Genomic DNA, 20692 nt, shown 5'->3' with positions numbered 1-20692 from the left:
AAACCTGAGCCACTCACATGGGAGCCTCATGGAATAATACAATTGCGAAAACGGCTTGTGCGGTGCGAAAATTCTGTGGCGCCACGGGGCATGACCCTGAGCAAGATTGCCTACCGCACCACCGCCCCCGGCTGCGCCTGTGCCGTGCCGCCGCGCATGCGGGCCAGAAGCTCGGCCGTCGGCCAGGAATCGGCGGGCAGGCCGTATTTGATCTGCATGGCCTTGACGGCCGAGCGGCTCTGCTGACCCAGCACGCCGTCGACCTTGCCGACATTGAAGCCGGCCTGGACCAGAAGCTGTTGCAACTGCTTGAGCTCGTTGAACGGCAATTGCGCCACCTGTCCGGCAGGCTTGCGCATCGGCGCCGCGCCCGCGATGCGCGAGGCGAGATAGCCGGCGGTGGTCGAATAGATCAGCGAATTATTCCATTCGGTATAGGCCGCGAAATTCGCGTAGGCCATGAAGGCCGGCCCAAAGCGCCCCATCGGCAGCAGCACGGAGGCCGGAAGATTGTCGTTCGGCAACGGCCGGCCGTCGGGATAGGTGACGCCGAACTGTGCCCATTTCGAGCGCGGCAACTGCACGCTGAGATCGGTCTGATCCCATGGCAGGTTTTGCGGCACCTTGATCTCTTCCAGCCACGGCTCGCCGCGCCGCCACTTCAATCCATTGGCGATGTAGTTGGCGGTCGAGCCGATCACGTCGTCCCCGCTGCGCAAGAGGTCGCGCCGTCCGTCGCCGTCATAGTCGACAGCGTAATTGACGTAATGCGTCGGCAGGAATTGCGTCTGGCCGAGCTCGCCGGCCCAGGAGCCGATCATCTCGTCGGGCGTGAGATCGCCGCGGTCGATGATCTTCAGCGCGGCGATGGTCTCGTTCACGAACATCTCCGAGCGTCGGCAGTCATAGGCGAGTGACACCAGCGATTTCAATGTCGGCAGATTGCCCATGTTGGCGCCGAAGTCGCTCTCCAGACCCCAGAACGCCGCGATGACCGCCGGCGGCACGCCATATTCCTTCTGGGCGCGCGCAAACGCCGATGCGTGTTGCTTGATGTGCTGCTGGCCATTCTGCATGCGATAGGGCGCCGCCATGCGGCTGGCGAATTCGGTGAAGAGCTGGCCGAATACGCGCTGGCCGCGGTCGCGGTTGACGATGCCCTGGTCGTAGACGAGGTAGGGCGAAGCCTCCGATATCGTTCGCTGCGACACGCCTGCGGCGATCGCCTGCTGTTTTACCTCAGCGAGAAAGCGATCGAAGCTCGCCCCATTGTGGCACGAGGCGGCGCGCGTCGAGGGCGCGATGACCCTCGGCGCCGCGGGCCTTGCGGGCAGCGGCGCGAGCTGGGCGGAGGCGGGAAGGGCGAGCGCGGCGAGGGCAACTGTCGCGATTGTTGCGACCGCAAGGCGAGAACCAAGGCAGTTCGTCGGCATCGATATCTCTGTTGCTGTCAGGGAACTGCTAGGCCGCCAATACGGCGCGTTTCACAGCGAGGGGGAGGGCGATCTCGCGGAAAAAGGCCTTCGGATAGAGATAGCCTTCACCGGATTCGTCGACGACCCGCAGCATGTCGAGCCTCTCGGCCGCCGGATCCCGAAGCGTCACGTAGATCTTGCGCTTCTCAAGGGATACCTCGTAGCCCTCATTGTCCACGCAGATCACCAGTTGCTTGCTTCGCGACTTCGTCATGATTGTCAGAGCAGGCCCTTGATCTTGAATTCCTTGCGGCCGATCCCGGCGGCTTCATACCAGTGTATCTCAGCGAGGTGGATAGAGCCATTGGATAATCGCACTTTGGCGATGCCCTTGCGCTTGCGCCAGCGTCCACGTCCATAAATCCGTCGCAGGCGGGCGATCTCGCGGATGCCTGAACCACTCGCGAAGGTTTCGACCTCGGTGATGTCGCCGACAATCTCGAATTGCATGGCTGCAATGGTGCCCGGCTGTTCTTGGCCGGGTCAAGTGCCGCGGCTCCGCGACGCACCCTGAAACCTTGCGCTTCGGCCGGGGGCGTCCCTACCTGATGGGTGCTGGCGCGTAGTGCCTTCGGCGGCATCGCCGGCGCTGGAGACGGCCATGAACTATCTGCGCACCGCAATACTTCTCGCAGGCCTCACCGCCCTGTTCATGGGCGTCGGCTATCTGATCGGCGGCGCGAGCGGCGCCATGATCGCGCTCGTCATTGCCGCCGCGACCAATCTCTTCACCTACTGGAACTCCGACCGCATGGTGCTCTCGATGTACGGCGCCCATGAGGTCGACCGTCGCAGCGCGCCGGAGCTGGTCGGCCTCGTCGCCGAGCTGGCCGGCCGTGCGGGCTTGCCGATGCCGCGCGTGTTCCTGATCGACGAGCCGCAGCCCAATGCGTTCGCCACGGGGCGCAATCCCGAGAACGCCGCCGTCGCCGTCACTGTCGGCCTGATGAACCAGCTGAGCCGCGAGGAACTCGCCGGCGTGATCGCGCATGAGCTTGCGCATATCAAGCATCACGACACGCTGCTGATGACCCTGACCGCAACCATCGCGGGCGCGATCTCCATGCTGGCGCAGTTCGGCATGTTCTTCGGCGGCAACCGCGATAACAATGGTCCCGGCATCGTCGGCTCGATCCTGATGATGATCCTCGCGCCGCTCGGGGCCATGCTGGTGCAGATGGCCATCAGCCGCACCCGCGAATATGCCGCCGACAATCTCGGCGCGCGGATCGCAGGACAGCCGATGTGGCTGGCCTCGGCGCTGCTCAAGATCGAGAGCGCCGCGCACCAGGTGCCGAATCTCGAGGCCGAGCGAAACCCTGCGACCGCGCATATGTTTATCATCAACCCGCTCTCGGGCCATGGCGTCGACAATCTCTTCGCAACCCATCCCTCGACGCAGAACCGCATCGCGGCGCTCCGGCAGCTCGCGGCCGAGCTCGGCGGCGCGCAGGCGGCGCCCTCGGTGGGCGCCAACGAGAACTATCCGCCGCAGGGCCCTTGGGGCCGCTCGTCCTCGCATGGCCCTTCGCGTGGTCCTGCGCGTGGTCCTTGGGGCTGATCCGGAGATTCTGCCTTGCTTTGTGACCTGGAGCACAGAGCGCCGGTTCGGCCGGTGCTAACAGCTAACTGAGAGTGTTCCTTCGAAAGGGGATGTGTGGCCGGCCTGCCGGGCACCGTCGAAGATGACCAGAGTTACCGTGCCATTGTTGATCGTCCTGGGCGTGGCCATCGGCCTGTCCACGCATACGGTCGTGAATTGTGGCGACGAGGACGAGCCCGATATCTGTTCGGCCGTGATCGGCTTCTCGCCGTTGCGTGGCTCCCTGATTGCCTTCGCCTATGAGGGGCGTGGCCGCATCGCGCTACGGCACGGCGACAGCGGCCGGGCCATCGCCGATTTCAACGAGGCCATCCACCTCAATCCCAACCGCGCCACGCTCTATCGCGATCGTGCGCAGGCGTACCGGCAGAACGGCGAGCCGGGCCTTGCGATCGCCGATTATGATGAGGCGATCGCACTCGATCCAAAGCCGGCTGCGCCCTATCGCGAGCGCGGCCGTGCACTCATTGCCAAGGGGGATCTCGACCGCGCGATCCTGAGCTACAGCACGGCGGTCCGCCTCGATCCCAGCGATGCGCAAGCCCGCCTCGACCGTGGCCTCGCATTCCTTGCCCGCGGACAGGCCATTGAAGCTCGCGCCGATTTCGAAGCCGCCCTTGCGCTGCCTGCCGGCAAGGACAGCCGGACCCAAGACGCCGCGCGCGCCAAGCTCGCCGAGCTGACCCAGGCCGGGCCGACAGGGGTGTCGGCGCCGAGGCAGTGAGTTCTTTTTCCCTCTACCCCCTTGCGGGAGCGTGGCATAGGCGGCCTTTCGGCCGCCGTTCTTAAGAACGCCGATGCTTTCCATCGGCCAAGGCATCAGCGGCGAGACGTTGACTATTTCGCTTTCTTGGCTTTGGCCTTTTTCGCCTTGGCAGCCTTCTTCACCGGCTTTTCCTTCACCGGTTTTTCCGCCTTCACCTCGACCGGCGTGCTGGCGGCAAGCCGCATCGCGCGGGCGTAGCTGTCGGCGACGTTGTCTGCGGACATCTGCAGGCGCCTTGCGGCAGCATTGGCCTGTTCCATGGTGGCCTTGGCCATCATCTTGAAGCGGGCGCCGGTCTCCTTGCTCTTGGCCTTGGCCGCAAGGCCGCCGAAGCGATCCCGACGTTCCTTGGCACGGGTCATCAGGCCCGTCTGCAGCTGTCTGGCCAGTTGCCGGATCACGACATCCAGGTCGGCGTCCGCCATGTCTTCTATCCCTCTTCGAAACAGTCCGTCGATGCGGCGGGACTATGCAGATCAGCCCCCGCCTTGGCAATTGCCGCAGATGCGTCATCCGCAGCTTCCGGCCGCCAAAACCAAAAAAGCCGCGCATGCCGCGCGGCTTTTGGCATGAGGTCGGCGCCAGCTGCGCCAGGTCGAACTCACTTCAGCGAGGCGACCGGTCCACTCGAGGCCGCTGCCGGATCGGGGTCGAAGCCGAACACGCCGACCAGATATTTGTAATAGTCCGGCATCTTCTCCTTGAGCGCCTCGCGGGTTTTCGGATCCTGGTAATCGCTCTTGCCCGCCAGGAAAATGCTCGCGGTCACGGCGAAGAATTCCATCTGATTCTTCATCGCGTAGGCCTCCTTGGGCAGGAGATCCTTGGACTTGGCATAGGCGTAATAGCTGATCACGCCCTTGTTGGCGTAGCCGTCGGGCAGCAGCCGGGCGTGATAGGCGTGCAGCATTTCGTGCAGCAGCACGGCCTCCTTCTCGTAACGCATCATGTCCGGCCGGATCATGATCACGCCGAGCCCGGAATCGACCGCGAGGTCGACGGCATTCGGATTGGTCCAGCGCTGCTTGTCATGGTCCCACACCGTCAGCGTGCGGGGCGTCGTGCGCTGGATGTCCGGCGTGACGCGGCCGTAGCACGCGGTCGCCGCGCCTTCGTCGAGGCAAGCCAGCTCGCTCGCGATAATCGGAACGGTGCGGAAGAAGTGCATCACTCGCGGCGAGAGGCCGGCGGCCTCGACGACGTCGATCTGCTGCTTCAGATTGTCCGTGAGCTTGTCGAGGTCCTTGCGATCGGACGCCTCCGACACGTCGAACATGTAGCCGCGGTAGCTCTGAAAGCCGGGCGGCAGCGATTTCGCGGCATCGGCTGATGCTGCGTCGAGCGAGCCGGCGTTGGACGGATTGGCGAACAGCGCGCCGACAATGGTCGCGGTCAGCAGCAACGCAATGCGCATGATGAACCCCCTGATGTCACTTCACGCGGCAGGATAGGCTGCCGTTGTTTGCGAAAAGTGAGTGGGGCGAGACTAAGGCACCGATGTTGAGGCGTGCTTAATCCAAGGTTGCAGATCCCGGCAGAGGGTTAGGGCCGGGTTAACCAAGCCGTAGATCGGCCGCCTGCTTCGGCGTAACATCCTGCCGGGCACCATGCCCGCATCAGTAGCCGGAAGGGAGGATGCCATGTATGCCGCCATCCGTCAGGCCAAGGCGAAGAGCGGAAGCGCCGAGGAGCTGGCGCGCCGCATCAAGGACGGTGCCGTTCCGATCATCAGCGACGTCGACGGCTTCAGGGCCTATTACGTGGTCTATGCCGGCGACGACACGGTGACCGCGATCTCGATCTTCGACAAATTCGAGCAGGCCGAGGAGGCGAACAAGCGAGCGATCGCCTGGATCGAGAAGGATCTGGGATCATTGCTGGCAGGGCACGCCAGCGCCGCCGCCGGGCCGGTGATCGTGCATACGCTGGCCTAGGGTCGAGTTCTCTCCCCAGCGTCGTCCTGGCGAAAGCCAGGACCCATTAGCCCAGGGAGTAGTTGTGGCGCGAGATTGGAGTTACGAATCTTCGCCAAACGCGATCCTGGGGTGATGGGTCCTGGATCTGCGCTTCGCTTGTCCAGGACGACAGCGGAGTGTGTGGCGTTCGGCTGCCCTCCTCACAACTCCCGCGCATTCGAGAACGCAAAACTCGACACCCGCCGCGTCGTCTCATCCAGAATCAGCGTGCGCGTGATCGGCGGCTCGGCGCGCTGGGCGCAGTTTTCGCGTTCGCAGAGGCGGCAGTTGACGCCGATCGGCGTGCCTTCCGTCTTCTCCAGGTCGATGCCGGCGGCGTAGGTCAGGCGCGCGGCGTGGCGGATTTCGCAGCCGAGGCCGATGGCAAAGCGCGGCTGCGGCAGCGGGTGCGGCGCGACGGGGCGGCGCACCATCTGCGCGATCGAGAAATAGCGCGTGCCGTCGGAGAGCTCGATCACCTGCTTGAGCAGACGATCCGGCGTGTCGAAGGTCGAGTGCACGTTCCACAGGGGACACGTGCCGCCGAATTTCGAGAACGGGAAGGTGCCGGAGGAAAACCGCTTCGAGACGTTGCCGGCATTGTCGACCCGCAAGAGGAAGAACGGAATACCGCGCGCGTTCGGCCGTTGCAGCGTGGTGAGGCGGTGGCAGACCTGCTCGAAGCCGGAATTGAAGCGCTGCGCCAGCACGTGGATGTCGTAATTGAGCGTTTCGGCCGCAGCCAAAAACGCCGGATAAGGCATCATCACCGCGGCCGCAAAGTAATTGCCGAGCGTGATGCGGAACAGCCGGCGCGGCGCATCGTCAAGCGGGCCGGCGCGGCCGATGATGGTCTCCAGGGCCTGCGCGCACTCCCCGAGGCCGAGCTGGAAGGCGAGCTGGAAGGCGCGGCCGGGCGGATCGACCAGCTCCGAGATCAAGAGCTGCCGACGGTGGCGGTCGAAGCGCCGCAGCGTCTCGCGCATCACATCGACAGGCATGATGCGGGTCTGGATCGAGTGTTTTTCGCGCAGGCGCTCCACCAGCGCGGCATAGAGCCCTTCGGCCGGCACGTTCAGCTCGTCGCGCAAATTCTCCGCGGCCTGCTCCAGTTCCGGAAAGTAGTTGCGGTTGGCCTCGATCAGCTCGCGCACGCGCTCGACCGGATTGGCCTCATAGCGCGTGCCGACGTCGCGGTCGGCCATTTGTGCGGCCGCCAGCGTCTCGCCCTGGCGGGCCTCGGTATAGGCCGCATAGAGCCGTTGCAGCGCATGGGTGACGCCGGGACAGAGCTCGGCGAGATCGCGCAGCTCCTGCTTGGGAACGTCGATCTGGCGGAACAACGGATCGGAGAAGATCTCGTTGAGCTCGGCGAAGAACCGGTCCTCGTCGGCGGTGGCGAGGTCGCGCAGATCGAGGTCGTAGGTCTCGGCCAGCCGCAGCAGGATCTGCGCCGTCACCGGACGCTGGTTCCGCTCGATCAAATTGACATAGCTCGGCGAGATCCCGAGCCCCTCGGCGATCTGGGTCTGCGAGAGCCCCAATTGCTGCCGGATCCGCCGGAAGCGGGGGCCGACGAACAGCTTTTTCCCGGACTCAGCGGGCATTTTCAGATCTCCAGAGCCATCAAGGTCAGTCATTCTGACCTATAATTTACAAACTTTACAAAATAACATCTATTACATGTTCTTATGTTACATGACATCACCATTCAAATACAAGGCCTCTGTACGAACTTATCTTTCTCGCGTTTATCTCAGGACACGCATTTCGCAATGCATTGTCAAAAATGTCGATGACGAGGCCTTTGTCTTGTCATCCGTCGAGAAGGATAAGGCACATGAACTACCAGCCCCGCGGCATCAACACCCTCCAGGGCCCGGCCTCGTATCAGAGCGAGATTGAGGCGGCCCAGGCGCTCCTCCAGAAGCAGCCGACCTGGAACGGCGTGTCGGCCGAGGCCGTCGCACGCATGCGCCTGCAGAACCGTTTCAAGACCGGCCTCGATGTCGCCCGCTACACCGCGGCGCTGATGCGGGCCGACATGGCGGCCTATGACAACGATCCGACCAAGTACACCCAGTCGCTGGGCTGCTGGCACGGCTTCATCGCCCAGCAGAAGCTGATCTCGATCAAGAAGCACTTCGGCGGCAGGACCGATCGCAAATATCTGTACCTGTCGGGCTGGATGATCGCGGCGCTGCGCTCCGAGTTCGGACCGCTGCCCGACCAGTCGATGCACGAAAAGACCTCGGTGCCGGCGCTGATCGAGGAGCTCTACACCTTCCTCCGTCAGGCGGATTCCCGTGAGCTCAACGACATCTTCCGTCTCATCGACAAGGCGCGCAAGGAAGGCGACAAGACCCGCGAGCAGGAGCTGATCGCGAAGATCGACAACTTCCAGACCCACGTCGTTCCCGTCATCGCCGACATCGACGCCGGCTTCGGCAACGCCGAGGCGACCTATCTGCTCGCCAAGAAGATGATCGAAGCGGGAGCCTGCGCGCTGCAGATCGAGAACCAGGTCTCGGACGAGAAGCAGTGCGGCCACCAGGACGGCAAGGTCACCGTGCCGCACGAGGTGTTCATCGCCAAGATCCGCGCCTGCCGCCACGCCTTCCTCGAGCTCGGCGTCGAGGATGGCATCATCGTCACGCGCACCGACTCGCTCGGCGCCGGCCTCACGCAGCAGATCGCGGTCAGCCACAAGCCCGGCGACATCGGCGACCAGTACAACAGCTTCCTCGACTGCGAGGAAGTCACGGCGGCGAACGCCCGCAACGGCGACGTCATCATCAACCGCAACGGCAAGATGATGCGTCCGAAGCGGCTGCCCTCGAACCTCTACCAGTTCCGTCCCGGCACGGGCGAGGACCGCTGCGTGCTCGACAGCATCACCTCGCTGCAGAACGGCGCGGACCTGCTCTGGATCGAGACCGAGAAGCCGCATATCGAGCAGATCGCGAAGATGGTCGACCGCATCCGCGAGGTCATCCCGAACGCCAAGCTCGCCTACAACAACTCGCCGTCGTTCAACTGGACCATCAACTTCCGTCAGCAGGTCTACGACGCGATGAAGGAAGCCGGCAAGGATGTCAGCAAGTACAACCGCACTGAGCTGATGAAGCCGGAATACGACAACACGCCGCTGGCGATCGAAGCCGACGAGCGCATCCGTACCTTCCAGGCGGATTCGGCCAAGCGTGCCGGCATCTTCCACCATCTGATCACGCTGCCGACCTACCACACGGCCGCGCTGTCCACCGACAATCTCGCCAAGGAGTATTTCGGCGAGCAGGGCATGCTCGGCTACGTCAAGAACGTGCAGCGCCAGGAGATCCGTCAGGGCATCGCCTGCGCCAGGCACCAGAACATGGCCGGCTCCGACATTGGCGACGACCACAAGGAATACTTCGCGGGTGAAGCGGCCCTGAAGGCGGGCGGCGCCCACAACACGATGAACCAGTTCGGCTAACGCTACATCAGCAGGAGACTGACAATGACCAAAGGCAGCAATTTCTGGGTGATCGGCGGCGAGTTCGGCTCGATGAACTTCCACAAGCTCGTCGAAGGCTCGGCTCAGGTGCAGGGTCCGTTCAAGACCCGCAAGGAAGCCGAAGATGCCTGGCGCTCGGTTTCGGAAGAGAACCGCCACAAGGCCGGCGTCCGTTTCTCGATCGTGGAAGAGCCCTCGCGGGTCTCGGCCTGACGGCCAGCTGATAACGACTTAAGAAGACGTCCAAGGACGGAGGGTCCCATCCGGCGCAAGCCGGGTGGGATCGTCTGTTTTTGGCACAGATGACGTCCCTGTGGGCACCGTAAGTATCTGGAATAATGGGCCCTTTGCGGGGGGGATGGTTGCTGATAGGTTAACGGGGAGAGTTGAGGACGAGGCCGACAATGTCAGAGCCCGAGACCAGCGGTATCAATCCCGGCCAGCCGCGCCCGGTGCGGCTGCGCGATGCGCTGCTCCGCGCACGGATCGAGGCCGCCGACCGGACCGGCGTCGTCGTCGATCTCAGGGACGCCGAGGTGGCCCGGCTCGAGATCCTCAATGACGCGCTCGACCCGCTTTTCGCCCAGGTGCCCGACAGGATCGATCTGTTCGACCGCGGCATCAGCCAGGGCGATACGCCGAGGCTCTGGATCGACGTCGTCGCCCACATCATGATGGGACGCGACAAGCGGCAGTACCGCTTCGTGCAGGACACCCGGTTCGGCCGCATCGTGCTCGCCGAATCGCACGACACCGCTGTGATCGTCGAGGCCGTGACCGACTACGTCGCCCGCCGCATGATCGAGCGCGAGCATGCGATGGTGGTGCCGCCGGAGCCGAAGGAGGAGGTCGCCGAGCAGCCGCGCCGCCGCTCGCGGGTCTGGCCGTTCCTGTTCGGCTTCATCCTCGGCGCCGCCGCGTTGTTCGGCGTTGCCGTGATCGCGGCGCTGCGGAGCTGGTGAGATTCTTTCCGTTGCCCCGGGGTGTTTCTCTCTGTCATTCCGGGGCATGCGAAGCATGAACCCGGAATCCATTCATCGCCGTGCGCTGTCGCCCGATGGATTCCGGGTTCGCGCTGACGCGCGCCCCGGAATGACGAAACTCTCACACCAATCTTGCGCGCTTGATCTCCCGGACCTGCAAGCCATGATCGATGCTCCGCACGATCTGCTCGCAGCGCCAGCCGGCATTGTCCTTCTCGATCGCGAGCAGATTGTAGGCCGCCGCGGGATAACGCCCGTGCGCGAGCGCAGAGGCCGATGGCACCCCGATCGCGGGAATCTTTCCGTTTGGGCCCTCGAACCACATCGTCGAATGAATGTGGTCGTGCCCGTGCAGAACCAGCTCGACGCCCTGGCGCTGCAGCAGCGCCAGCAGCGCGGCCGAATCCGTCAGCCGCTTCTGGCGCGCGTTGGATTTCAGGGGATGATGCACCAGCAGCACACGGAAGACGTCTTCGGTCGCGAGCTGCTCGAGCACCTGTTCGAGATCGGCGAGCTGATTGCGCCCGAGTGTGCCCGTCGCCATCAAGGGCAGCGTCGGCACGGCACTGGAGAGGCTGATCAGCGCAGCCGGTCCGCGGCGACGCACGCCGGGAAAGCCAATGCGGCCGTCGTCATCGGCAAGATAGGGCGCAAAGGTCTCGCCGAAGCGGTGAGAGGTCGCGCGGACATAGGCGTCGTGATTGCCGGGAATCGTGGTGACGCGGTCGGGCGAGCCGACGCCCTCGAGCCAGGCGCGCGCCGGCGCGAACTCCGCCTCCATCGCCAGATTGACGAGATCGCCGGTGACCGCGATGTGATCCGGCGCCTGCGCCTTCACATCGGCAACCAGCGCGTCCAGCACCTCGCGGCGCTGGTATTTATGGCGGTTGCGCGTCCAGTTGACGTAGCCGAGCGCGCGCTTGCCCGCGAGCTCGCTCAGCCGCGGCTTCGGCAGCGGCGGCAGATGCGGGTCGGACAGATGGGCGAGCGTGAAAAGGGCCATGGCGTGCGATTGCCTCGCTATTCATATGCTGTAATGGCAAGGTCGCCGGCAACGTGCAAGAGACGTGCAAGGGAAGCCTGAGAGACTGATGGGAGAGCGTCTGCACCGGGTCCGACGAAAATTCGAGCCGCTGCTGCGGCGGTTCTTCCACGCCTATTTCCTGGTGGTCCGTGGCATGACGCTGGGCGTTCGCGCCGTGGTGCTCGATGCCGACAACAAGGTGTTCCTGGTCAAGCACAGCTACGTCTCCGGCTGGTATTTGCCCGGCGGCGGCGTCGACTTCGGCGAGACCATGGAACAGGCGATGCGCCGCGAGCTCAAGGAGGAGGGCGACATCGACCTGACCGGAGAGGCCTCGCTGCATGGCATTTTCCTGAACAGCCACGTCTCCCGCCGCGACCATGTCGCGGTCTACGTCGTCAGGCATTTCCGGCAGGACCGGTTGCCTGCGCCCAACCGCGAGATCGTCGAATGCGGCTTTTTCGACGTCGCCGCGCTGCCGGAGGGGGTAACGCCCGGCACGCGCTTGCGGATCGCGGAAGTGCTCGATGGCAAGCCCGTGATGGCGACGTGGCGCTGAGGGCTGGCTATGCTAGTACGGGTCCTCAAGGACACCACGGAAACCTGATGAAAGCCGCAAAACTCGCCTTCGGCCTGATCTGCCTCGCGATCCTCGCCAGCAACATCTGGACAATGTCGCGCTGGAGCGAGGCGCGCGGGGTTTATGACGACATCTGCTATCTCAGGCAGGCCCATCTGTTCCAGCGCTTTGGCGCCGGCGGGCTCGACACCAATGCGGTCAGGGACGACGATCGCTACTTCGAAGGCAAGATGAAGCAGATCGCCTTTCCCGAGTGGAAGGATCCGATCCGCTGGCCCTGCCACAATCCGATGCGTGATGGGAAGGTCGTGCTGCAATACCCGCCGGGCACGGGCTTTCTGCTGGCGCTGTTTCCGGAAGGCCACCAGGTGGTGCCGCTCTACATTGCCGCGAGCCTGATCGTGTGCGGCCTCGCACTCGCAGGCATTGCGATGGCGCGGACGCTGCCATCGGTCGTTGCTGCGGGCCTGTTCGGCGCGCTTGCCGTCTATCTCATGGTCAACCCAGCCAAGGCGAGCTATTCGGTCGCTCCGACCATGGCGCTGTGCGCCCTTTCCGGTTTCCTGACCGCGATATGGCTGAGCCGGGACAAACGCAGCGTCTTGCTGATCGCGTTGATCGGTCTCCTGCTCGGCGCCTCCGTCAATTTCAGGCTGCCGAACGCGCTGCTCGCCGCCGGCTATTTCCTGTTCCTCGGCATTCCTTTTATGTGGACGCGCTCGCTCGCAACCTTCGTGCGGGGCCTCGCCTTCGGTGCCGGCGTGCTCGTCGGCATGGCGCCGACGCTGGTCGCGCAGGCCATCAACGCCGGCAGCGCATTGGCGACGACCTACGGCAGCGCCGACGTGGTGGCGCCCGCGTTCGACCTTGCCGTGTTCGGCCAGTATCTGCGCGACACGCAAATCGTGCTGATCGTGCTTGCGATCGGCGCCACGCTCGCGCTGCTGCGGGCCGTCGAGCCGCATGTGCAACAGGCTGCGCTCGTCGTTGCCGGCAACCTCGTCGTCAATCTCGGCTTCTTCATGAGCCACCCGATCTTCACGCCATACTATGTCGTGCCGGTCACGATGCTGTCGTTGTGGACGCTGTCGTTTGCGCGGCTGCTGCAGCCTGCCGCTGTGTCTGAGGCTGCGTCGGCTCAGCATGCGCCGGCTGGTCTCGGAGCCACACCACGATGACGTCGGCGCAACCTCGCATCGCCGTGCTGGTGCCCTGCTACAACGAGGAGGCCGCGGTCGCGACCGTCGTCACCGCCTTCCGCAGCGCGCTGCCCGCGGCGGAGATCTATGTCTACGACAATAATTCACGCGACCGCACCGCGACCGTTGCGCGCGAGGCCGGCGCGATCGTCCGCAGTGAGCGGCGGCAGGGCAAGGGCCACGTCGTGCGTCGCATGTTCGCCGACGTCGAGGCCGACATCTACGTACTAGTCGACGGCGATGCCACCTACGACGCGCCGAGCGCATCGGGCATGATCGACAAGCTGCTCGGCGAAAATCTCGACATGGTGGTCGGGCTCCGCATCGACCAGTCGCAAGCCGCCTACCGTCTCGGCCATCGCACCGGCAACCGCATGCTGACCGGGTTCCTGGCCTGGACCTTCGGCCGCGACTTCCAGGACATCCTCTCCGGCTACCGGGTGTTCTCGCGCCGCTTCGTCAAATCGTTCCCGGTCTTGTCGGATGGCTTCGAAATCGAAACCGAGCTTGCCGTCTACGCGCTGGAATTGTCGCTGCCGGTGGCGGAGGTCGAGACGCCCTATTACGCGCGGCCTGAAGGTTCGTTCTCGAAACTCAACACCTGGCGCGACGGCTTTCGCATTCTCGGCACCATGCTGAAACTCTATCGCTCCGAAAAGCCGCTGCGCTTCTTCGGAGCCATCGGCATCCTGCTGGCTGTCGTGTCGGTGCTGCTTGCGATTCCTGTCGTGATCACCTTCATCGAAACCGGGCTGGTGCCGCGGTTGCCGACCGCCGTGCTGTCGATGGGCCTGATGATCATGGCGATGCTGTCGGTCTCCTCGGGCCTCGTGCTCGACACCGTCACGCGAGGACGGCGGGAGATGAAAATGCTGGCCTATCTGTCCCAGCCGGGGCTGATAAGGACCTGACCTGGAGCGCTCCCATGGACGGCAGCACGTCCAGATGCTACTCCGCTTCCCGTATTGACGCGTTTTCTGAACGCGAACCGGGTCCCACTTCGCTCGAAAACGCGCTGGTTACATGAACGATCTTTCCATCACCATCCGTCCCGAAGCCGCAGGCGACGCCCAGGCGATCGAACGCCTGCACGAACGCACGTTTGGCCCCGGCCGCTTCGTGCTCAGCGCCTATCGCATCCGCGAACATGTCGACCACCTGCTCGACGTCTCCTTCACCGCCCGCATCGGTACGTTGCTGGTCGGCTCCGTCAGGCAATTGCCTGTGACGGTCGGCGAGACGCCGGCGCTGCTGCTCGGGCCGCTGACGGTGGAGCCGCCGTTCCGCAGCCGCGGCATCGGCCGTATGCTGATGGAGCGGGCGTTGAGCGAGGCCAGGGAGAAGGGGCATCGCATCGTGCTGCTGGTCGGCGACGAGCCCTATTACAGCCGCGTCGGCTTCAAGCTGGTGCCCAAGGGCCGCATCACCATGCCGGGCCCGGTCGATGCCGCGCGCGTCCTGGTGTTCGAGCTTGCGGATGGCGCCTTCGAAGGCGTCTCGGGCACGGTTGCCCCTGATTGGAGCAAGGCGCGGGAGTAGCGCAGCAGCCAGCAGTCGAGGCTCACATGTTTCGCGTCACCGCCGATACGTTGCAGGCCTACCTCGATTTCGATCCCGAGCGAAAGCGCGATCTGACTGAGTTGCACAAGCTGATCGTCTCGGCCGCGCCAGTCCTCAAACGCCATTTCCATCAGGGAACGCCGGCGGGAGAGGCGGGCATGCGCATGAAGATGATCGGCTATGGCAAGTTTCGCTACGCCATCAAATCAGGCAAAAGCACGGACTGGCCGGTGATCGGCGTTGCGCTCCAGAAGAACTACATCAGCGTCTACGTGACCGTGACCAGGCAAGGCGCGCCGATCGTCTCCCGCTATGCCGGCAAACTCGGCGAGCTCCGCATGGGAGGCAATAATTTCAGCTTCGAGCGGTTCGACGACCTCAAGCAGGATGCCGTATCGAGCCTTTTCGCGGAGGTGGCCGGCATCTTCGCAGCGGATCCTGAGAATCCCGTTCGCTATATGCAGGGTTCCTGATCTGCCGGTGCTGTAGCAACGCGCGCAGACTTTGTGTGCGCGGCATGCGTCCCGATCCGCTGCAATCGGGAATATCCGAGGTGCATGGTCAATCATGATCGGTGGGGGTTCGTCTATCGCATGAGCACTCACAGATGCCCTTCAGTCGTCGCCAGATTCTCGCGATCACGTCGTTGTCCATCGCATCAGGAATCGCAAGCTCCTCCCCGGGAGCAGGCACACCGATCAAGGCGATCGCCTTCGACGGCTTTCCGATTTTCGATCCGCGTCCGGTCTTTGCGCTGGCGGAGCAGCTGTTTCCCGGGCGCGGCGCCGAGCTCTCGAACGTCTGGCGAACGAAGCAGTTCGAGTACACCTGGCTTCGAAGCTTGGCAGGACGTTACCGCGACTTCCTCGGCGTTATCGACGAGGCGCTGGTGTTCGCCTGCAAGGCGCTCGATCTTGAGCTGACCGGTGTCAAGCGAAGCGCTCTCGTCGAGAGCTATCTCAGAATGCCGACTTGGCCCGACGTGCTGCCGGCCTTGTCCGGACTAAAGGAAAGCGGTTTGCGACTGGCACTCCTGAGCAATTTCTCGCCCGCGATGTTTGACGGCAATATCAGCGGCACGGAGCTCGAGGGCATCTTCGAATTTCAGCTGAGCACGGATGCTGTCAGGACCTACAAGCCCGATCCACGCGCCTACCAGATGGGTGTCGATGCCTTCGCCCTGAAGCGCGAAGAAATCCTGTTTGCCGCCTTCGCCGGCTGGGATGCCTCGGGCGCAAAGCTGTTCGGCTACCCCACCTTTTGGGTCAACCGGCAGAAGCAGCCGCGGGAACAGCTCGACGCCGTTCCCGACGGCGAGGGACGGGGCATGACTGACTTGCTGCATTTTCTTTCGAGCTAGCGCGCCTACGCACGACCGTGTCGGTCATATCGACGAGGTCGTCTCGGCGCGCCAGTTCCTACGCCTTGATCGCGAGCTTGCGGATCTTCTCGCCGTCCTTTCCGTCGACCCAGACGCACAGCGTCAACCCGTAGCGGCAGGCTTTGACCGCGAGCCTGCCGACGTCTCTGGCGCGGCTGTGGAACACATGCTTCTCGCAGCAATCCTCGAGGACGAAGCCGGTGAACTCGCCGTGGCAGTCGAACAGCACCTCGCAAACCTTGCCGCAGCGCTCGCGCTCGGGCTCATGTGGCGGCTTCGGCAACGGCGGCACAAAGGTCAGTGAAGGCGGCACGGCACTCGCGTTGCCGCCGAGCCCGTCGACGCGGTCGGAGATGTACTTGATGTAGCGCACCAGCACCGGGTGCCAGCGATTGGACGGCGACATCTGCTCCAGCCGCCATTTCATGATCGCGAGCGTCGTCTCCTCCGCGGGGAGGATCTTGTCGCCCGTGGTCACGGGAATGCGGATCTGGAACGTGCCGACGACGTAGCGCCACTGGGGGATCCGCTCCACGCGTGTCGGTTCGGTGCGATGTGGCTTGGAGCTGCCCTTGGCGGTTCCCTCCTGCATCGTCTTGCCGTTGGCGTGCAGCACGGCAGGCGCGGTCTGCAGCTTGGGGCCCGGCGGCGGTGGCGGCGGCAAAGGCTTGCCGATGCGCGTGCCGAGCCGTTTGACCGTGACGTCGAAGACCTGTCCGCTGCGGACGCCCAGGGGAAGATCGATGGTGATAAGGCCGGCGAAATTGTCGCCGCTGCCGGGCGGGATCGGCACATAGCTGACGCCACGGGTGATCGGGATCCGGATGGTGTTGGCATCGCTCATGCCGAGCGGCGAGACGCCGTAGAAGGCCTTGGCCAGTGCCAGCACGTCGCTGGCATGCACCTGCGGCCAGTACAGCGAGGCGACCGAGCCCGACGGCACGTCGCCCCATTCGATCATCAACTCGTCCGGATAGATCGTGTTCGGCCCGTGCGGTGGACGGATGGTCCGGCCCGGCTTCGTGTCAAAGGTCTGCGGAATGCGATGCGCCGCCGCCGGGCCTGGGTTGTCCGAGCGCGTGACCTGGAGGTTGCGCTGCGCGAGCTGGTCCCAGGACAAAGGCGAGACGCCTTGCGGGATCGGCGCGTCGTCGAAGGCGATCTGGGCGACGATGCAATGATGCGTGCCGTTCAATAAGGTCTGCACCTGCGCGCCGTTGATGACGTTTCCGTTGTCATAAAGATTGAGGAAGCAGCCGAAATACCACCAGAGTTGGTCCTGATGGTCAGGGATCGTCAGCGTATGGATGTTGGGACCGGTCGTATAGTCGGTCTGGCTCGAGAAATTGTTGGTCGCGAAGAACGGGATCGTCGTGTTCCCGGCACCCAGCCTCGGTGATCCCGGCTTGCCGGCGGGATCGTTGTTGGAGAGATAGGCGCCGTTGACGTCGTAGTCGGTATCGTTGGTCTGGGTGGTGAACAGCCTGAAGAACACGCGGACATTGCTGGCTTGCGATGCCGCGGAGCCACGCAAGCGCACGCGCGCGACGGCAAAGCTGTAATTGTTATCGATGCTGATATTGGGCGGGAACGTGCCGCTGATCTGCACGGTGAACGGATTGACGGATGAGTCACCCTGGTTGGCGTCGCCCTGGTCAGGAAGGATCGTCGTGAACGGATCGGGACCGTTCGGATTGGTGAAGCCGTTGGCCGCTGAATTCCAGCGCGACAGCAGGTTCTGGATGTAAGTGTAGGCGCCGGAGACATTGTCGGCGAGCGCAGGCACGCCGGGGATCGGCGTCGCATTGAGCGCCGGGGTGATCGTGAAGACGCGCAGGTCCTGGCTGAGATAAGGCAGGTTGCTGTGGTCGGCGTTCAGATTGGTGAAATAAGGATCGGCGCCGGCGATCAGCTCGAACTGCATTGTGGCCTGCGAGCCGCTGACCTGTCCGGTCGCGGAGGCATTCAGTGAGACCGTGAGGTCGAATTCGGTCTCGCCGCTTGTAGGGAACTGTGCCAGCAACGGCGTGTCGATATGCAGGTCATAGGGGATCTCGATACGCTGCGGCGTGAAGTCGTTGATGCCGCTCTCGAACTGCACGCCGGTCGGGTTGGGCGTGATCGCAACACCTGATAGCCCTGGGAACGAACCGCCAAAGCTTCCGACGGTGATGCCGAGCGACAGGAAGGAAGACTTGCTGAACCCCTCGACGAAGATCGTGAAGGCGTTGGGAACGTAGCCGCCTTGCGTGTTGATGATGTCCTGCGCCTCGTCCTTGCCAAAAGTGTTCTTGCCGGCGCCGAAGGAGACGCGGGCGATCGGGAACGGATTGTTTCGGTTGGGGCCCGAAATCGACGCGGTCACGCCGGGCGGATAGACGCTCTGGACGAGGCCGAGGAAGATCGGAAACGGGTTGGAATTGTCGCTGGTCAACGCGTGGTAGACGCTGGCGAGATTGGAAGCGTAGTTCGCGATGATCTGGTTGATGCTGAAGCCGAGCTGGACGTTGAGATAGTAGATGAAGCCGAGCGCGCAGCCGTAGCTGACCGGATCGCCATCGCCGTGAACGAACGTGCCGTCGCTCACGGTCGAGCCCGTGTAGGTCGTGGTGACCCAGTCGCCGCGCGCAGGGTTCGGCAGGATCGATCCTTGATTGGGGGAGCCGTCGCCGTTCAACCAGTTCGCGACGAACGATCCGTAGTAATGGTCATGCCCCTGCTGGAAGCGGGTGATGGCCGACCAATGCGACAATCCTTCGCCACTGCTGTCACCGGCGTTCCAGTTGCCGCGGATGCCCATCAGCACCTCGACCCACTCGGCCATGAATACCATTTCGACGCGCTGCGCCGGCAGCGGCGCATCGCTCATCAGGTTTTGCGAATCGAGGCTGATCGGATTTCCGAAGCCGTTGTTGCTGGCACCGGGAAAGCTGAAGCTGCCGCCGCCAAGGTCGGTGTCGGCCTGGTCGAGACGAACCTCTTGCCGGTGACTGGTGCCGAACTGGGTAGAGGGCGTTCCGAACCAGCCGGTGGTAACGGTGAACTCGTTCTCGACGACGCTGAGCAGGGAGTTTGCGTTATTGACCACGTTGGTCTGGTCGGCGAGCGAATCCTCGTATCGTATCCAGAAATTGCTGGTCTTGCCGGCGCCTTGTCCAATATCAGTCAAATTGCTGCTGCTGAGAGCCATGTTGCTACTCCCTGAACTGAATGTCTCGCGATCGCTTCTGGGTTTGCGCAGGCGCTGTTTGGCGCCGATCGAGAAAATTCCGCAGTCAAGGTGCTATGGCTTGCAGACGCTTGGCCTCGCCTGCGCGTGAATAAATTGGGTCGGTTGTCCGGCACGTTGATCGCAAGCAATGCGATCGTTGCTGTTCGGATTCGGCACAGGCAGTGTTGCAATCACAACCTGCCATGGTGTTCAAAACAATTGCACGCTAATAGAGCTTCACCAAGAGATGCTACCACAGGTTTGGAGGGGGTGCTGATCACGCTTGCGGCAAACCGCAGGAGAACGGCTGCAGCTTTGTGATCTGGATAACATTGAAGCTGAATTCTGAATGCGCAAAGGCGGACACGCTATACCCTCGGCACGGTTTATGCCAAAACCGCAAGGCGAAGCTGACGAAGGATGTGTGAAGTTTGGCTGCATCGAAGAAGGGCGCCCCGCCCGCGGAACGCCAGAACGGGATTGATCGGACCATCGATCTCCTGGAAGCGCTGTTGCACTTGCGTGCGCCCTCCAAGCTCAGCGACCTCGCAAAACAAATGGGGGCGCCGCGATCGACCGTCTATGCCATCGCCAACCGCCTGATCGAGGCGGACCTGCTCGAGAGCGTCGGCGAGGGCCAGGTCTATTTCGGCAAGGCGGTGCATCTCTACGGGCGGGCCTATGCGGAGGCCAATCCGCTGCATCGCCGATGCCGCGAGGCGCTCGATCGTCTCGCCACCCAGCACAGCGCCACGGCACAGCTCTGTGCGCTGCGCGGCCGCAAATATGTGGTGGTCGATACACGTGACGGGTCGGGGCTGTTCCGGATCACGACCGATGTCGGCATCGAGGTGCCGCTTCCCTGGACGGCCTCCGGCCGCTTGCTGCTCGATCACATGAGCCCGGCCGAGATCCGCGCCTTCGTGCCGAAAGAGGATTTTCGCCTTCCCGATGGCCGCGTGCTCGACGTCGATGATTTCATCAAGGATGTCGCGCGCGCGCGGCGCGATGGAAAATGCGTGACGACCGCGCTGTCCGATCGCTTCACCTCCTGCCTTGCCGCGCCGATCCGTGACAAGAAGGGTGTCGCGGTCGCGACGCTTTGCTTCGTCGTCCCCGCTGACTCGGTGAAGGAGCGCAGAACCGCGCTGCTCGACGATCTGGTCGCCACCGCAACGGAACTCTCGGACCGTTCCTGAACAAGCCGACCGTCAGCGTCGCTGACCGATTCATCCGCTTCGTCTTCGCGGGGGCGTCGTCGCGCGTTCCAATGATGACGCAGCGCGCAACGCTCGGCGAATGCGCGTCGCGGCGAGCGGGAGTAGAATGTCCGGGCTTGACATCACGCCGCTGTAATATCTACGTTGTCGCTATAAGATAATATTGTACACTATAAGAGACAATGCAATTGCAGGCGCGACGAGGTTCTCCCGTCCCATGTCGGGGCGAGAGACGCGAT

At 63.5% G+C, this 20692-nt stretch carries 21 protein-coding genes; 13 read left to right on the top strand and 8 right to left on the bottom strand.

Features of this window, described 5'->3' with window-relative positions; all coding sequences use genetic code 11:
- Nucleotides 1-110: 110 nt before the first annotated feature.
- Genes Q0687_RS17085 through Q0687_RS17075 form a run of 3 tightly spaced genes read right to left on the bottom strand, consistent with a single transcriptional unit; the run spans nt 111 to nt 1925 of the window.
- Nucleotides 111-1433 (bottom strand): lytic murein transglycosylase, encoded by a 1323-nt coding sequence (locus tag Q0687_RS17085; protein ID WP_298878824.1) that lies wholly within the window; start codon nt 1431-1433, stop codon nt 111-113.
- 28 nt (nt 1434-1461) lie between these two features.
- Nucleotides 1462-1689 (bottom strand): hypothetical protein, encoded by a 228-nt coding sequence (locus Q0687_RS17080; RefSeq protein ID WP_298878822.1) that lies wholly within the window; start codon nt 1687-1689, stop codon nt 1462-1464.
- Nucleotides 1690-1694: 5 nt separating this feature from the next.
- Nucleotides 1695-1925 carry a hypothetical protein gene (locus Q0687_RS17075; RefSeq protein WP_298878820.1) on the bottom strand — a complete coding sequence of 77 codons (231 nt, stop codon included), beginning with the start codon at nt 1923-1925 and terminating at the stop codon, nt 1695-1697.
- Between the two features lie 151 nt (nt 1926-2076).
- On the opposite strand from Q0687_RS17075, the gene htpX reads away from it, so the two are divergent.
- Both htpX and Q0687_RS17065 read left to right on the top strand, forming a co-directional pair.
- Nucleotides 2077-3036: a zinc metalloprotease HtpX gene (htpX, locus tag Q0687_RS17070; RefSeq protein ID WP_298878818.1), complete on the top strand. Its 960-nt coding sequence runs from the start codon at nt 2077-2079 to the stop codon at nt 3034-3036.
- 124 nt (nt 3037-3160) lie between these two features.
- Complete coding sequence (locus Q0687_RS17065; RefSeq protein ID WP_298878816.1) at nt 3161-3802, top strand: tetratricopeptide repeat protein; 642 nt, start codon at nt 3161-3163, stop codon at nt 3800-3802.
- A gap of 113 nt (nt 3803-3915) precedes the next feature.
- On the opposite strand, the gene Q0687_RS17060 is transcribed toward Q0687_RS17065, so the two are convergent.
- On the bottom strand, nt 3916-4269 hold the full coding sequence (locus Q0687_RS17060) for a hypothetical protein (RefSeq protein WP_298878814.1): 354 nt from the start codon (nt 4267-4269) through the stop codon (nt 3916-3918).
- A 176-nt stretch (nt 4270-4445) separates the two neighbouring features.
- Nucleotides 4446-5258 carry a hypothetical protein gene (locus Q0687_RS17055; protein WP_298878812.1) on the bottom strand — a complete coding sequence of 271 codons (813 nt, stop codon included), beginning with the start codon at nt 5256-5258 and terminating at the stop codon, nt 4446-4448.
- A gap of 226 nt (nt 5259-5484) precedes the next feature.
- Between Q0687_RS17055 and Q0687_RS17050 the strand changes: the two genes are divergently transcribed.
- Nucleotides 5485-5778: an antibiotic biosynthesis monooxygenase gene (locus Q0687_RS17050; protein ID WP_074120044.1), complete on the top strand. Its 294-nt coding sequence runs from the start codon at nt 5485-5487 to the stop codon at nt 5776-5778.
- Between the two features lie 182 nt (nt 5779-5960).
- Here Q0687_RS17050 and Q0687_RS17045 read toward each other — a convergent pair whose 3' ends face one another.
- A complete protein-coding gene (locus Q0687_RS17045) occupies nt 5961-7406 on the bottom strand; it encodes a short-chain fatty acyl-CoA regulator family protein (protein ID WP_298878808.1) in 1446 nt (481 codons plus the stop codon).
- A 233-nt stretch (nt 7407-7639) separates the two neighbouring features.
- On the opposite strand from Q0687_RS17045, the gene Q0687_RS17040 reads away from it, so the two are divergent.
- The 3 genes from Q0687_RS17040 to Q0687_RS17030 all read left to right on the top strand — a co-directional run bounded on the left by Q0687_RS17040 (nt 7640) and on the right by Q0687_RS17030 (nt 10257).
- Entirely contained in the window at nt 7640-9274 is a 1635-nt protein-coding gene (locus Q0687_RS17040; protein WP_298878806.1) for an isocitrate lyase, read from the top strand.
- Nucleotides 9275-9298: 24 nt separating this feature from the next.
- Nucleotides 9299-9508, top strand: coding sequence for a hypothetical protein (locus tag Q0687_RS17035; RefSeq protein ID WP_008137787.1), 210 nt, complete (start codon nt 9299-9301; stop codon nt 9506-9508).
- A 191-nt stretch (nt 9509-9699) separates the two neighbouring features.
- A complete protein-coding gene (locus Q0687_RS17030) occupies nt 9700-10257 on the top strand; it encodes a hypothetical protein (RefSeq protein WP_298878789.1) in 558 nt (185 codons plus the stop codon).
- 142 nt (nt 10258-10399) lie between these two features.
- Here Q0687_RS17030 and Q0687_RS17025 read toward each other — a convergent pair whose 3' ends face one another.
- A complete protein-coding gene (locus tag Q0687_RS17025; protein WP_298878787.1) occupies nt 10400-11281 on the bottom strand; it encodes a metallophosphoesterase in 882 nt (293 codons plus the stop codon).
- Between the two features lie 88 nt (nt 11282-11369).
- Here Q0687_RS17025 and Q0687_RS17020 point away from each other — a divergent pair, with 88 nt between their 5' ends.
- The 6 genes from Q0687_RS17020 (at nt 11370) to Q0687_RS16995 (ending at nt 16001) form a co-directional block, all read left to right on the top strand.
- Nucleotides 11370-11861 (top strand): NUDIX domain-containing protein, encoded by a 492-nt coding sequence (locus Q0687_RS17020; RefSeq protein ID WP_298878785.1) that lies wholly within the window; start codon nt 11370-11372, stop codon nt 11859-11861.
- 47 nt (nt 11862-11908) lie between these two features.
- Nucleotides 11909-13060 (top strand): hypothetical protein, encoded by a 1152-nt coding sequence (locus tag Q0687_RS17015; RefSeq protein ID WP_298878783.1) that lies wholly within the window; start codon nt 11909-11911, stop codon nt 13058-13060.
- Entirely contained in the window at nt 13057-13992 is a 936-nt protein-coding gene (locus tag Q0687_RS17010; protein WP_298878781.1) for a glycosyltransferase family 2 protein, read from the top strand. The genes Q0687_RS17015 and Q0687_RS17010 overlap by 4 nt, the downstream gene beginning before the upstream one ends.
- A gap of 112 nt (nt 13993-14104) precedes the next feature.
- Nucleotides 14105-14620: an N-acetyltransferase gene (locus Q0687_RS17005; protein ID WP_298878778.1), complete on the top strand. Its 516-nt coding sequence runs from the start codon at nt 14105-14107 to the stop codon at nt 14618-14620.
- Nucleotides 14621-14646: 26 nt separating this feature from the next.
- Nucleotides 14647-15114: a hypothetical protein gene (locus Q0687_RS17000; protein WP_298878776.1), complete on the top strand. Its 468-nt coding sequence runs from the start codon at nt 14647-14649 to the stop codon at nt 15112-15114.
- A gap of 134 nt (nt 15115-15248) precedes the next feature.
- The gene (locus Q0687_RS16995; protein WP_298878774.1) at nt 15249-16001 is read left to right on the top strand and encodes a haloacid dehalogenase type II; all 753 of its coding nucleotides are present in this window, start codon (nt 15249-15251) and stop codon (nt 15999-16001) included.
- A gap of 58 nt (nt 16002-16059) precedes the next feature.
- On the opposite strand, the gene Q0687_RS16990 is transcribed toward Q0687_RS16995, so the two are convergent.
- Entirely contained in the window at nt 16060-19212 is a 3153-nt protein-coding gene (locus Q0687_RS16990) for a hypothetical protein (protein ID WP_298878773.1), read from the bottom strand.
- A 452-nt stretch (nt 19213-19664) separates the two neighbouring features.
- On the opposite strand from Q0687_RS16990, the gene Q0687_RS16985 reads away from it, so the two are divergent.
- Nucleotides 19665-20432, top strand: a complete 768-nt coding sequence (locus Q0687_RS16985) for an IclR family transcriptional regulator (RefSeq protein WP_298878771.1) — start codon at nt 19665-19667, stop codon at nt 20430-20432.
- Nucleotides 20433-20692: the final 260 nt, after the last annotated feature.

The sequence above is a fragment of the uncultured Bradyrhizobium sp. genome (genome assembly GCF_936928535.1).
GTDB lineage: Bacteria > Pseudomonadota > Alphaproteobacteria > Rhizobiales > Xanthobacteraceae > Bradyrhizobium.
This window is presented reverse-complemented; position numbering and strand designations above follow the sequence as displayed.

What these genes read in the sequence shown, in the direction of transcription:
- Q0687_RS17085 (WP_298878824.1), bottom strand. Translation starts at nt 1,433, where the DNA reads ATGCCGACGAACTGCCTTGGTTCTCGCCTTGCGGTCGCAACAATCGCG.
- Q0687_RS17080 (WP_298878822.1), bottom strand. Translation starts at nt 1,689, where the DNA reads ATGACGAAGTCGCGAAGCAAGCAACTGGTGATCTGCGTGGACAATGAG.
- Q0687_RS17075 (WP_298878820.1), bottom strand. Translation starts at nt 1,925, where the DNA reads ATGCAATTCGAGATTGTCGGCGACATCACCGAGGTCGAAACCTTCGCG.
- htpX (WP_298878818.1), top strand. Translation starts at nt 2,077, where the DNA reads ATGAACTATCTGCGCACCGCAATACTTCTCGCAGGCCTCACCGCCCTG.
- Q0687_RS17065 (WP_298878816.1), top strand. Translation starts at nt 3,161, where the DNA reads ATGACCAGAGTTACCGTGCCATTGTTGATCGTCCTGGGCGTGGCCATC.
- Q0687_RS17060 (WP_298878814.1), bottom strand. Translation starts at nt 4,269, where the DNA reads ATGGCGGACGCCGACCTGGATGTCGTGATCCGGCAACTGGCCAGACAG.
- Q0687_RS17055 (WP_298878812.1), bottom strand. Translation starts at nt 5,258, where the DNA reads ATGCGCATTGCGTTGCTGCTGACCGCGACCATTGTCGGCGCGCTGTTC.
- Q0687_RS17050 (WP_074120044.1), top strand. Translation starts at nt 5,485, where the DNA reads ATGTATGCCGCCATCCGTCAGGCCAAGGCGAAGAGCGGAAGCGCCGAG.
- Q0687_RS17045 (WP_298878808.1), bottom strand. Translation starts at nt 7,406, where the DNA reads ATGCCCGCTGAGTCCGGGAAAAAGCTGTTCGTCGGCCCCCGCTTCCGG.
- Q0687_RS17040 (WP_298878806.1), top strand. Translation starts at nt 7,640, where the DNA reads ATGAACTACCAGCCCCGCGGCATCAACACCCTCCAGGGCCCGGCCTCG.
- Q0687_RS17035 (WP_008137787.1), top strand. Translation starts at nt 9,299, where the DNA reads ATGACCAAAGGCAGCAATTTCTGGGTGATCGGCGGCGAGTTCGGCTCG.
- Q0687_RS17030 (WP_298878789.1), top strand. Translation starts at nt 9,700, where the DNA reads ATGTCAGAGCCCGAGACCAGCGGTATCAATCCCGGCCAGCCGCGCCCG.
- Q0687_RS17025 (WP_298878787.1), bottom strand. Translation starts at nt 11,281, where the DNA reads ATGGCCCTTTTCACGCTCGCCCATCTGTCCGACCCGCATCTGCCGCCG.
- Q0687_RS17020 (WP_298878785.1), top strand. Translation starts at nt 11,370, where the DNA reads ATGGGAGAGCGTCTGCACCGGGTCCGACGAAAATTCGAGCCGCTGCTG.
- Q0687_RS17015 (WP_298878783.1), top strand. Translation starts at nt 11,909, where the DNA reads ATGAAAGCCGCAAAACTCGCCTTCGGCCTGATCTGCCTCGCGATCCTC.
- Q0687_RS17010 (WP_298878781.1), top strand. Translation starts at nt 13,057, where the DNA reads ATGACGTCGGCGCAACCTCGCATCGCCGTGCTGGTGCCCTGCTACAAC.
- Q0687_RS17005 (WP_298878778.1), top strand. Translation starts at nt 14,105, where the DNA reads ATGAACGATCTTTCCATCACCATCCGTCCCGAAGCCGCAGGCGACGCC.
- Q0687_RS17000 (WP_298878776.1), top strand. Translation starts at nt 14,647, where the DNA reads ATGTTTCGCGTCACCGCCGATACGTTGCAGGCCTACCTCGATTTCGAT.
- Q0687_RS16995 (WP_298878774.1), top strand. Translation starts at nt 15,249, where the DNA reads ATGCCCTTCAGTCGTCGCCAGATTCTCGCGATCACGTCGTTGTCCATC.
- Q0687_RS16990 (WP_298878773.1), bottom strand. Translation starts at nt 19,212, where the DNA reads ATGGCTCTCAGCAGCAGCAATTTGACTGATATTGGACAAGGCGCCGGC.